Genomic DNA, 12,790 nt, shown 5'->3' with positions numbered 1-12,790 from the left:
GCGGGCATTCCCGCGCTCACGGGGGTGGTCCACGCCGCCGGTGTGCTGGACGACGGCGTCGTGGAGTCCCTGACCCCTGAGCGGCTCGCCGCCGTCCTGCGCCCGAAGGTGGACGGGGCGTGGAACCTGCACGAGCTGACCGAGGGCTTGGACCTGTCGGCGTTCGTGCTGTTCTCCTCCGCCGCGGGTGTGCTGGGTGGCGCGGGTCAGGCGAACTACGCCGCGGGCAACGCGTACCTGGACGCCCTGGCGGAGCTGCGCCGCGCCTGCGGGCTGCCCGCCCAGTCCCTCGCCTGGGGCCTGTGGGCCGAGGCGAGCGGGATGACCGGCGGCCTGGACGACCGCGACCTGGACCGGATCCGGCGCTCCGGTGTGGCGGCGCTGTCCTCGGCGGAGGGCATGGCGCTGTTCGACCTGGCGGGCGCGGTCGGCGAACCCGTCCTCGTGCCGATGCGCTTCGACGCCGCGGCCCTCGCCCCCGACGCGGCCGTGCCCCCGCTGCTGCGCGCCCTGGTCCGCAGGCCGTCGAGGCGTGCCCCGGCCGCCGGTGCGGCAGGCGCGGCGGACCTGAGGCGGCGACTGTCCGCCATGCCCAGGGCGGAGGGCGACCGCTTCCTGCTGGAGCTGGTCCGGGCGCAGGCCGCGGCGGTGCTGGGGCACGAGTCCCCGGACGCCGTGGCCGCCGGGCGGGCCTTCACCGAGCTGGGCTTCGACTCCCTGACGGCGGTGCAGCTCCGCAATCGGCTCAACCAGGCCACCGGACTGCGGCTGCCCGCCACTCTGATCTTCGACCACCCGTCCCCGGCCAGGCTCGCCGAGCACATCAGGCACGAGCTGCTGGGCGAGTCCGACGAGGCCGCGCCGTCCGCGCCGACCGCCGCCACCCCGGCCGACGACCGGATAGCGATCGTCGGCATGGCGTGCCGCTACCCGGGCGGAGTGGGCTCCCCCGAGGAGCTGTGGGAGCTGGTCGCCGCGGGGCGGGACGGGATCGGCCGCTTCCCCACGGACCGCGGCTGGGACCTGGACGGCCTGTACGACCCCGATCCGGACAGCACCGGCACGTCGTACACCCGCGACGGCGGGTTCCTGTACGACGCGGCCGACTTCGACGCCGGGTTCTTCGGCGTCGTCCCGGGCGAGGCGCTGGCGATGGACCCGCAGCAGCGGCTGCTGCTGGAGACCTCGTGGGAGGCGATCGAATGCGCCGGGATCGACCCGGCGGCGCTGAAAGGCAGCAGGACCGGCGTGTTCGCCGGGCTCATGTACCAGGACTACGGCTCCCGGGTGCAGACCGCGCCCGAGGGCGTGGACGGGTACCTCGGGTCGGGCAGCTCCGGCAGCGTCGCCTCCGGCCGGGTCGCCTACACCTTCGGCCTCGAAGGCCCGGCGGTGACGGTGGACACCGCCTGTTCGTCGTCGCTGGTGGCGCTGCACCTGGCGGCGCAGGCGCTGCGGCAGGGCGAGTGCTCCCTGGCCCTCGCCGGTGGCGTGTCGGTGATGTCGTCGCCGAGTACCTTTGTCGACTTCGCCCGCCAGCGCGGTCTGGCGGCGGACGGCCGGTGCAAGGCGTTCGCCGCGGCCGCCGACGGCACAGGGCTCGCCGAGGGCGCGGGGATGCTGCTGCTGGAACGCCTGTCGGACGCCCGCCGCAACGGGCACCGGGTGCTGGCGGTGCTGCGCGGCTCGGCGGTGAACCAGGACGGCGCGAGCAACGGGCTCAGCGCGCCGAACGGCCCTTCGCAGCAACGGGTGATCCGGGAGGCGCTCAACCGGGCCGGTCTGTCGGGGCCGGATGTGGACGCGGTGGAGGCGCACGGGACGGGGACCCGTCTCGGTGACCCGATCGAGGCGCAGGCGCTGCTGGCGACGTACGGGCGGGAGCGGCCGGAGGACCGTCCGCTGTGGCTGGGGTCGGTGAAGTCGAACATTGGGCACACGCAGGCGGCTGCGGGTGTGGCCGGTGTGATCAAGATGGTGATGGCGATGCGGGAGGGTGTGTTGCCGCGCACCCTGCATGTGGACGAGCCGTCGCCGCAGGTGGACTGGTCCGCCGGTGCCGTCGAGCTGCTGACGGAGGCCCGGCAGTGGCCCGAGACGGGCCGCCCGCGCCGGGCGGCTGTGTCCTCGTTCGGGATCAGCGGCACCAACGCCCACGCGATTATCGAGGAGGCTCCGGCTGCCGTCACCCCCACGCCCGCCGAGCCGACCGTACGTGCGTCGGCGCTGCCGTGGGTGCTCTCCGCTCACGACGAGGCGGCGCTGCGAGCCCAGGCCGGGCGTCTGCTCGCGCATCTGGGCACGCGGCCCGACGCCCGGCCGGTGGATGTCGGCTTCTCCCTGGCCACCTCGCGGACGGCGCTGCCGCACCGCGCCGTGATCGTCGCGGGCGAGCGCGACGAGTTCCTGACCGGGCTGCGGGCGCTCGTCGAAGGAGCCGAAGGAGACGACGGGCAGGGATCGGTGCGCGGGCTCGCCGTGGACGGCGGCCTGCTGGGCTTCCTGTTCACGGGGCAGGGGGCGCAGCGGGCCGGGATGGGCCGGGAGTTGTACGAGGCGTTCCCGGTGTTCGCGGAGGCGTTCGACGCGGTGTGCGCCCGGATGGACGGGCGGTTGGACCGGCCGCTGCGCGAGGTCGTGTTCGGCGACCAGGAGCAGTTGGATCGCACGGTGTTCACCCAGGCGGGGTTGTTCGCGCTCGAGGTGGCGCTGTTCCGGTTGCTCGAGTCGTGGGGTGTGACACCTGACTGCCTGGCGGGGCACTCCATCGGTGAGCTGGTGGCCGCGCACGTCGCCGGGGTGCTGTCGCTGGACGACGTGTGCGCTCTGGTGGCCGCGCGCGGCCGGTTGATGCAGGCGCTGCCCGAGGGCGGGGCGATGGTGGCGGTGGAGGCCACCGAGGCGGAGGTGGCCGCCGTTCTGACGGGTCGGGTGTCGATCGCGGCCGTCAACGGCCCGTCGTCGGTGGTCGTCTCCGGCGAGGAGCAGGCGGTGGCGGGGATCGCCGACGGCTTCCGGGCGCGGGGCCGCAGGACCAAGCGTCTTTCGGTGTCGCACGCGTTCCACTCGCCGTTGATGGAGCCGATGCTGGACGAGTTCCGCAAGGTCGCGGAGGGCCTGTCGTACCGGGCTCCGCGGATCCCCGTGGTGTCGAACGTCACCGGCGCGGTGGCGTCGGCGGCGGAGCTGTGCTCGCCGGAGTACTGGGTGCGGCACGTCCGCGAGGCGGTCCGGTTCGCCGACGGCGTGCGCGCGCTCGCCGAGCAGGGCGTGACCGTCCTCGTCGAACTCGGCCCGGACGGCGTCCTCTCCGCGATGGCGCGGGAGGTCCTGCCGCGGGAGGTCACCTGTGCGCCGGTGCTGCGCGCCGACCGCCCCGAGGCCCGCACCCTCACCACCGCCGTCGCCCACGCCCACGTGCGCGGCGTCCCCGTGGACTGGGGGCGGTTCTTCGCGGGCCGGGGTGCCGCGCTCACCGACCTGCCCACCTACGCCTTCCAGCGCCGGCGGTACTGGCTGGCGGGCGGCGCGCCGGGGGCGGATGTGCGGTCCGCCGGGCTGGTGGCGGCGGGGCACCCGCTGCTCGGGGCCGCGGTGGACCTGCCGGACGCCGGCGGGCTGCTGTTCACCGGCCTGCTGTCGGCGGGGACGCATCCCTGGCTGGCCGACCACGCGGTGCTGGGGTCGGTGCTGCTGCCCGGCGCGGCGTTCGCGGAGCTCGCCGTGCGGGCCGGCGACGAGGCGGGGTGCGACCGGGTCGAGGAACTCGTCCTGGAGGCGCCGCTGGTGCTGCCCGAGGAGGGCGGGGTGCGGATCCAGCTCGTGGTCGGCGGGCCCGACGACTCGGGCCGCCGCACGCTGACGGTGCACTCCCGTCCGGAGCGGGCCGCGCACGACCAGCCGTGGACGCGGCACGCGACGGGTGTGCTCGCCGCCGGGGACGGCGCCGGGCGGCACACGGAGCCGTTCGACCTGTCCGTGTGGCCCCCGGCCGGCGCGGAGCCGCTGGACACCGACGGGCTGTACGGGCGGGCGGCCGAGGCCGGGTTCGTGTACGGGCCCGCGTTCCGCGGTCTGCGCGCCGCCTGGCGGCTCGGCGAGGACGTCTACGCCGAGGTCGAGCCGACTGCCGGGGCCGCGCCCGACGCCGACCGGTTCGCCGTGCACCCGGCGCTGCTCGACGCCGCCCTGCACGCCCTGGGGCTCGGGGCGGGCGACGACGGGCCGCCCCCGGGGCGCCTGCCGTTCTCCTGGTCCGGGATCCGCTGCCACGCCGCGGGCGCCGCCGCGCTGCGGGTGCGGCTGTCCCCGACCTCCGCCGACACGGTGGCGCTCGCCCTCGCCGACGGCGCCGGGCAGCCGGTGGCGACGGTGGACGCCCTGACGGTGCGCCCGGTGTCGGAGGAGCAGCTCCGCGCCGCGCGGACCGGGCGCCGGGACAGCCTGTACCGGCTCGACTGGCCCGCCCTGCCCGCCGCCGCGGCGGCGCGGGACGCGGCGGCCGTCCGCTGCGCGGTCGTCGGCCCCGACGCGCTCGGCGTCGTCGGCGCCCTGAAAGCGGCCGGGGTCGCCGCCGAAACGCACCTGGACCCGGCCGCGCTCGGCGAGGCCGTCACCGACGGGTCCCCGCTGCCGGACCTGGTGTTCGCCGCCGGTGCCTGCGACCGGGGCGCGGACGACACGGCCGCCGCGCTGACCCGGACCGCCGGGCGGGCGCTGGCCCTGACCCGGGCGTGGCTCGCCGACGACCGCTTCGCCGCCGCCCGGCTGGTCGTCGTCACCAGGAACGCCGTGGACACCGGCGACCGGGAGGAGATCCCCGACCCGGTGCAGGCCGCGGTGTGGGGCCTGCTGCGGTCGGCGCAGACCGAGCACGGCGACCGGTTCACGCTGATCGACCTGGACGACCACGACGCGTCGTCCCGGGAACTGCTCGCCGCGGCGTCCTCGGGCGAACCGCAGCTCGCGCTGCGCGCCGGAGTCCGCCGCGCGCCCCGACTGGAACGCGCCCCCGCCGCCGCCCTCGGCGGAAGCTGGGACCCGGACGGCACCGTGCTGGTCACCGGCGGCACCGGCGCCCTGGGCCGGGAGGTCGCCCGCCATCTGGTGGCCCGGCACGGCGTGCGGCGGCTGCTCCTGGTCAGCCGCCGCGGACCCGCCGCGGATGGCGCCGCGGAGCTGGAGGCAGAGCTCACCGCGCTCGGCGCCCGCGTCACCTTCGCCGCCTGCGACGCGGCCGACCGGGCCCGGCTCGGCGCGCTGCTCGCCGCCGTCCCGGCCGAGCACCCCCTGACCGGGGTCGTCCACGCCGCCGGGGTGCTGGACGACGGCGTCGTCGAGTCGCTCACCGAGGAGCGCCTGGCGCGGGTGCTGCGGCCCAAGGCGGTCGCGGCGTGGAACCTGCACCGGCTCACCAAAGGGCTCGACCTGACGGCGTTCGTGCTGTTCTCGTCCGTCTCCGGGATCTTCGGCGGCGCGGGGCAGGGCAACTACGCGGCCGCCAACGCCTTCCTGGACGCGCTGGCCCAGCACCGGCGCCGCCGCGGCCTGCCCGCCACCTCCCTGGCCTGGGGGATGTGGGCGGCCGGCGGCGGCATGGCCGACGGCCTTGACGAGGCCGGACGGACCCGGATCCGCAGGTCCGGCCTGTCCCCGCTGACCGTGCCCGAGGCCCTGGAGCTGTTCGACGCCGCCTGGTCCGGCGAGGAGCCGCTGCTGGTGCCCGCGCGCCTGGACCTGGCGGGCCTGCGGGCCCGCGCCGCGGACGGCACCGACGTGCCGGGACCGCTGCGCGGCCTGGTCCCCCGGGCCCCCGCCCGGCCCACCGCCCGCACCGACCGGGCCGCCGCGCCGGGCGAGGCGCTCCGCGCGAAGCTGGCCGGGAAACCGGAGGACGAGCGGGAACGCACCGTGCTGCACGAGGTGCGCGGGCAGGCCGCCGCCGTGCTCGGGCTGCCCTCCGGTGCCGAACTCGACACCGACCGCGGGTTCATGGAGTCCGGTTTCGACTCGCTCACCGCCGTGGAGCTGCGGACCCGGCTGAGCGGCGCCACCGGGCTGCCGCTCCCGGCCACCCTGCTGTTCGACCACCCCACGCCCAGGCGGCTCGCCCGGCACCTGACGGAGCGCCTCACCGGCGACGGCGCCGCCGGCGCGGCCTCGGTGAGCGAGGAACTCGACCGCCTGGAGGCGAGCCTCGCGGCGATCGCGGACGACGAGGTCGAACGCCTCAGGGTCACCGTGCGCCTGGAGACCCTGCTGTCGAGACTCGGCGGCGCCCCGGCGCCCGCCGCGTCCGGCACCCCGGCGGGCACCGGCGTCACCGACGGGCTGCTGACGGCCACCGACGACGAACTGTTCGACCTGATCGACAAGGACCTCGGCGTCGAGTGAGCAGCCACCCCCGCCAGCCGTGACCGGCCGCCGGCCCGCACGGGCCGGCCACCGGGCCCGAAACGCCGTACCACGCCCTGAGGAGCGAGCACCAAGTGGAGAATGAGCAGAAGCTTCGGGACTACCTCAAGCGGGTCGTCGCCGACCTGCACCAGACGCGCCGGCGTCTGCGCGAGGCCGAGTCCAATGAGCGGGAGCTCATCGCGATCGTGGGCATGAGCTGCCGCTTCCCCGGGGGCGTGGAGTCACCGGGGGACCTGTGGCGGCTGGTCACCTCCGGCGGCGACGCGATCTCGGGCTTCCCCACCGACCGCGGCTGGGACCTCGACGGGCTGTTCCACCCCGACCCCGGCCACCCCGGCACGTCGTATGTGCGCGAGGCCGGCTTCCTGCACGACGCGGCCCGCTTCGACCCGGCGTTCTTCGGGATATCGCCCCGCGAGGCCCTGGCGATGGACCCGCAGCAGCGGCTGCTGCTGGAGAGCTCCTGGGAGGCGTTCGAAAGCGCGGGAATCGACCCGCGGTCGCTGCGCGGCAGCCGCACCGGGGTCTTCGCCGGGCTGATGTACCACGACTACCACGCGCGGCTGCACGACGTCCCCGAAGGGCTCGAAGGGTTCCTCAGCCAGGGCGGCGCGGGCAGCGTCGCCTCCGGCCGGGTGGCCTTCACCTTCGGCCTCGAAGGCCCCGCGGTGACGGTGGACACCGCCTGCTCCTCCTCCCTGGTGACCCTGCACCTGGCCTGCCAGGCGCTGCGGCAGCGGGAGTGCTCGATGGCGCTGGCCGGCGGCGTCACCGTCATGTCGTCGCCCAGCACCTTCGTGGAGTTCTCCCGGCAGCGCGGGCTCGCCCCGGACGGGCGCTGCAAGCCGTTCGCCGCCGCCGCCGACGGCACCGGCTGGTCCGAGGGCGTGGGCATGCTGCTGGTGGAGCGCCTCTCGGACGCCGTGCGCCTGGGCCACCCCGTGCTGGCGGTCGTGCGCGGCTCAGCGGTCAACCAGGACGGCGCCAGCAGCCGGCTGACCGCCCCCAACGGCCCGTCCCAGCAGCGGGTCATCCAGCAGGCGCTGCTCAGCGCCAACCTGACGCCCGAGCAGATCGACGCCGTGGAGGCCCACGGCACCGGCACCACCCTCGGCGACCCGATCGAGGCGCAGGCGCTGCTGGCCACCTACGGGCAGCACCGGCGGAACGGCGAGCCGCTGTGGCTGGGCTCGGTGAAGTCGAACATCGGGCACACCCAGGCCGCCGCCGGCGTCGCCGGTGTGATCAAGACGGTGCTGGCGATGCGGCACGGCGTGCTGCCGCGCTCCCTGCACATCGACGCGCCGACCCCGCAGGTGGACTGGTCCGCGGGCGAGGTGCGGCTGCTCACCGCGAACACCCCGTGGCCGCGGACCGGGGAGCCCCGCCGCGCCGGGGTGTCGTCGTTCGGGGTCAGCGGCACCAACGCCCACGTGATCCTCGAACAGCCCCAGCCCCAGCCCCAGCCCCAACCGCAGCCCCAACCGCAGCCCGCCGCGGACGCCCCCGCCGGGCAGCGGCCGCAGGTCACCCTCGGCGCACCCGGACCCCGGCCCCGGGACACGGAGACCACCCCCCTCACGGCGGCCGGCGGCGCCCCGCTGCCCTGGCTCCTGTCCGGCCGCACCGAGCCCGCCCTGCGCGCCCAGGCCGCGCGGCTGGCCGCCCACCTGCGCACGAGGCCCGCACCCGACCCCGCGGACGTCGGGCACGCGCTGGCCACGACCCGCACCCACTTCGAGCACCGGGCCGCCGTCACCGCCGACGACCTGGACGGCTACCTGCGCGGCCTCGACGCCCTCGCCGAGGACGGGGCGGCGCCCGCGGCGATCCGCGGCACCGCCACCGCCGACCCCAGGGACGTGGTGTTCGTCTTCCCCGGGCAGGGCTCCCAGTGGGCCGGGATGGCCGTGGACCTGCTCGACGCCTCGCCGGTCTTCGCCGCGCGCATGGACGACTGCGCGCGCGCCCTGGCGCCCCACACCGGCTGGTCGCCCCTCGACGTCCTGCGCGGCACGCCCGGCGCCCCGTCCATGGACCGGGTGGACGTGGTCCAGCCGGCGCTGTTCGCCGTGATGGTGTCGCTGGCCGCGCTGTGGGAGTCCCACGGGGTGCGGCCCACCGCCGTCGTCGGCCACTCCCAGGGCGAGATCGCCGCCGCGCACGTGGCGGGCGCGCTGTCCCTGGAGGACGCCGCGCGCGTCGTGGCCCTGCGCAGCAAGGCCCTCACCGAACTGTCCGGCCTCGGCGGCATGGCCTCGGTGGCGCTGCCCGCGGACGAACTCGCCGCGCGCATCGCCGACCAGGGCGACTCCCTGGCCGTCGCGGCCGTCAACGGCCCCGGCTCCACCGTGGTCTCCGGCACACCCGAGGCCCTGGACCGGCTGCTGGCCGACTGCGAGGCCACCGGGATCAGGGCCCGCCGGATCCCCGTCGACTACGCCTCGCACTCCCCGCAGGTCGAAGCGATCCGCGAACGACTCCTCCACGCCCTCGCCCCGATCACCCCCCGGCCCTCCCGGGTGACGTTCCACTCCACCGTCACCGGCGAACCGTTCGACACCACCGGCCTGGACGCCGAGTACTGGTACCGCAACCTGCGCCGCACCGTCCGGTTCGAACCGGCCGTGCGCGCCCTGGCCGAGGACCGCGGCCCCGTCTTCGTCGAGGTCAGCCCCCACCCGGTGCTCACCCCCGGGGTGCAGGAGGCCGTCGCCGCGACCGGGCGGCAGGACGGCGCCGCCGTCCTGGGCACCCTGCGCCGCGGCGAGGGCGGCGCGCGGCGCTTCCTGCTCTCCCTCGCCGAGGCCCACGCGCACGGCGCCGCCGTGGACTGGCAGACCGTCTTCGCCGGCCGGGACGGCCGCGGCATCGACCTGCCCACCTACGCCTTCCAGCGCGACCGCTACTGGCTGGACGCCGCCCCGCGGCCCACCGGCGACCCGGCCGGACTCGGCCTCGGCCCCGCCGGGCACCCGCTGCTGGGCGCCGCGGTGCTGCTCGCCGACGGCCACGGCACCGTGCTGACCGGCCGCCTCTCCCTCGACACCCACCCCTGGCTGGCCGACCACGCCGTCAACGGAGCCGTGCTGCTGCCGGGCACGGCGTTCCTGGAACTGGCCCTGCACGCCGCGGACCGGACCGGCTGCGCCCACGTCGAGGAACTGAACCTGCACACCCCCGTGGTGCTGCCCGAACACGGGGCCGTCGATCTCCAACTGCTGGCCGCGGCGCCCGACGGGACCGGCCGCCGCGCCCTGACCGTCCACACCCGGCCCGCGGACGCCCCCGAGGACGAGCCGTGGACCCTGAACGCGGCGGGCACCCTGACCGGCGCCGCCCCGCCCACCCCGCCCGCCGCCCCGGCGCCCTGGCCGCCCGTGGACGCCACCCCCGTGGAACTCGACGGCTTCCACGCCCGCATGGCACGCTCCGGCCTCGCCTACGGACCGCTCTTCCAAGGGCTCAGGTCCGTGTGGCGGACCGGCGACGAGGTGGCCGCCGAGGTGCTGCTGCCCCGCGACGCCGACACCGCGGGCTTCTCCGGGGCGCACCCCGCCCTGCTGGACGCCGCCCTGCACGCCATCGGCGCCGGGGAGATGTTCGACGACGGCCCCGGCCGCGTCCGGCTGCCGTTCGCCTGGTCCGGTGTCTCGTGGCTCGCGCCGGGCGCCACCGCCCTGCGGGTGCGGCTGCGGCGGACCGGGCCGGACACCGTGGCCCTCACCGCCCACGACGGCTCCGGCGCGCCCGTCGCCTCCGTGGAGTCGCTGGCGCTGCGCCCGCTGACGCCCGACGTGCTGGGCGCCGCCGCCCGGGACTCGCTGTTCCGGGTGGAGTGGACGCCGACGGGCCCGCGACCGGCCGGGGCGGCCGCTGGGGCGGCCTTCGCCGTGGTGGGCGACGACCCCTTCGGGGTGGCCGGCGCGCTGGGCGCGTCCGTGCACCCCGACGCGGCGCCGCCGGCGGATCCCGACGGCCGGGCCCCGGACGTGGTGGTGGCCTGCGTGGCCGGCTCCGGTGAGGGAGCCGAGGCCGTGCACCGGGCCACCGGGCACGCCCTGGAGCTGATCCGCTCCTGGCTGGCCGACGAGCGGCCGGCAGCCTCCCGGCTGGTCGTGCTGTCCCGGGGCGCGGTGTCGGTGGCGGACGACGACCCGGTGACGGACCCGGCCGCCGCGGCGGTGTGGGGACTGGTCCGCTCGGCGCAGACCGAGCACCCTGGCCGTTTCGTGCTCGCCGACATGGACGGTGACGCCGCTTCGGCGGACGCGCTGACCTCCGCCCTCGCGCTGGACGAGCCGCAGGTGGCCGTGCGTGCCGGAGCCGTGCTGGTGCCCCGGCTGGCCCGGGTCCGGGACGGGGCGGCCGAGGGGCCCGCGTGGGACGGTGAGGGCACGGTGCTGATCACCGGTGGTACGGGTGCGCTGGGCGGGGTGCTGGCCCGGCACCTGGTGGCCGAGCGCGGTGTGCGGCACCTGGTGCTGACCAGCCGCGGCGGTCACGCCCCGGAGCTGGAGGCGGAGCTGGCCGGTTTGGGTGCCCGGGTGCGGGTGGCGGCCTGCGACGTCGCCGACCGGGACGCCCTGGCCGCCGTCCTCGCCGACATCCCGGCGGAGCATCCCCTCACGGGGGTGGTCCACGCCGCCGGTGTGCTGGACGACGGCGTCGTGGAGTCCCTGACTCCTGAGCGGCTGTCGGCGGTGCTGCGCCCGAAGGTGGACGGGGCGTGGAACCTGCACGAGCTGACCGAGGGTCTGGACCTGTCGGCGTTCGTGCTGTTCTCCTCCGCCGCGGGTGTGCTGGGTGGCGCGGGTCAGGCGAACTACGCCGCGGGCAACGCGTACCTGGACGCCCTGGCGGAGCTGCGCCGCGCCTGCGGGCTGCCCGCCCAGTCCCTCGCCTGGGGCCTGTGGGCCGGGACGAGCGGGATGACCGGCGGCCTGGACGACCGCGACCTGGACCGGATCCGGCGCTCCGGTGTGGCGGCGCTGTCCTCGGCGGAGGGCATGGCGCTGTTCGACCTGGCGGGCGCGGTCGGCGAACCCGTCCTCGTGCCGATGCGGCTCGACACCGCAGGACGGCGGGCCGACACCGACAGGGGCGACGTGCCCCCGCTGCTCCGCGGACTGATACGCCCCCCCACCCGCCCCGCGGCGCGGGCCGGCACCGGCGACGGCCCCGCGGGGACGGGCTTCGCCGAGAAACTGGCCGGGCTCACCGGGGCGGAGCGGCGCCGCGCCGCCATCGACGTCGTGCGCACCCATGTCGCCGCGGTACTGGGGCACGAGTCACCCGACGGCATCGGCGCCGACCAGGCGTTCAAGGACCTGGGCTTCGACTCGCTGACCGGCGTCGAACTGCGGAACCGGCTGGCGCGGGCCACCGGGCTGCGACTGCCCGCCACACTCGTCTTCGACCACCCCACCCCGGCAGCCCTGGCCGACCACCTGTCCGCCGAGGCGCAGGGCACGCGCCCCGACGAGGCCACCCCGGCCGAGCCGACGGCGACGGCGGCGGCGGCGGACGAGCCCATCGCCATCGTGGGCATGGCCTGCCGCTACCCCGGCGGCGTCAACTCGCCCGAGGACCTGTGGCGGCTGGTCGCGGCCGGCGGAGAGGGCATCGGCGAGTTCCCCACCGACCGCGGCTGGGACCTCGACCGCCTGCTGAACCCCGCCGAGCCCGAAGGACCGGGCACCTCGCACACCAGCCGGGGCGGCTTCCTCTACGACGCCCACCACTTCGACGCGGGACTGTTCGGCATCTCACCCCGCGAGGCAGAGGTCATGGACCCGCAGCAGCGGCTGCTGCTGGAGACCTCGTGGGAGGTGTTCGAGCGTGCCGGAATCAGCTCCGCGACCCTGAAGGGCAGCCGGACCGGCGTGTTCGCCGGAGTGATGTACCAGGACTACGCCTCGCGGCTCACCTCCGTGCCCAACGACGGCGAGGGCTACCTCGGCACCGGCAACTCGGCCAGCGTCGTCTCCGGCCGGGTGGCGTACACATTCGGTCTCGAGGGCCCGGCGGTGACGGTGGACACCGCCTGCTCGTCCTCTCTCGTGGCGCTGCATCTGGCGGTGCAGGCGCTGCGGTCGGGGGAGTGCTCGCTGGCGTTGGCCGGTGGTGTGACGGTGATGTCCACGCCGGGGACGTTCGTGGAGTTCTCGCGGCAGCGCGGGTTGGCCCGCGACGGACGGTGCAAGGCTTTCGCCGCCGCCGCTGACGGGACCGGCATGGCCGAGGGCGTGGGCGTGCTGCTGCTGGAACGCCTCTCGGACGCGCGGCGCAACGGGCACCGGGTGCTGGCGGTGGTGCGGGGCTCGGCGGTGAACCAGGACGGCGCGTCGAACGGGTTGACGGCGCCGAATGG

At 76.6% G+C, this 12,790-nt stretch carries 2 protein-coding genes; both read left to right on the top strand.

Annotated features, from left to right (window positions below; genetic code table 11):
• The coding region (locus ACYVO2_RS36705; RefSeq protein ID WP_461012467.1) for an SDR family NAD(P)-dependent oxidoreductase at nucleotides 1-6,393 on the top strand (6,393 nt) is incomplete at its 5' end.
• 95 nt (nucleotides 6,394-6,488) lie between these two features.
• A partial coding sequence (locus ACYVO2_RS36700) for a type I polyketide synthase (RefSeq protein ID WP_461012466.1) occupies nucleotides 6,489-12,790 on the top strand: 6,302 nt, incomplete at its 3' end.

It is taken from the genome of Streptomyces capparidis (assembly GCF_054782095.1).
This window is presented reverse-complemented; position numbering and strand designations above follow the sequence as displayed.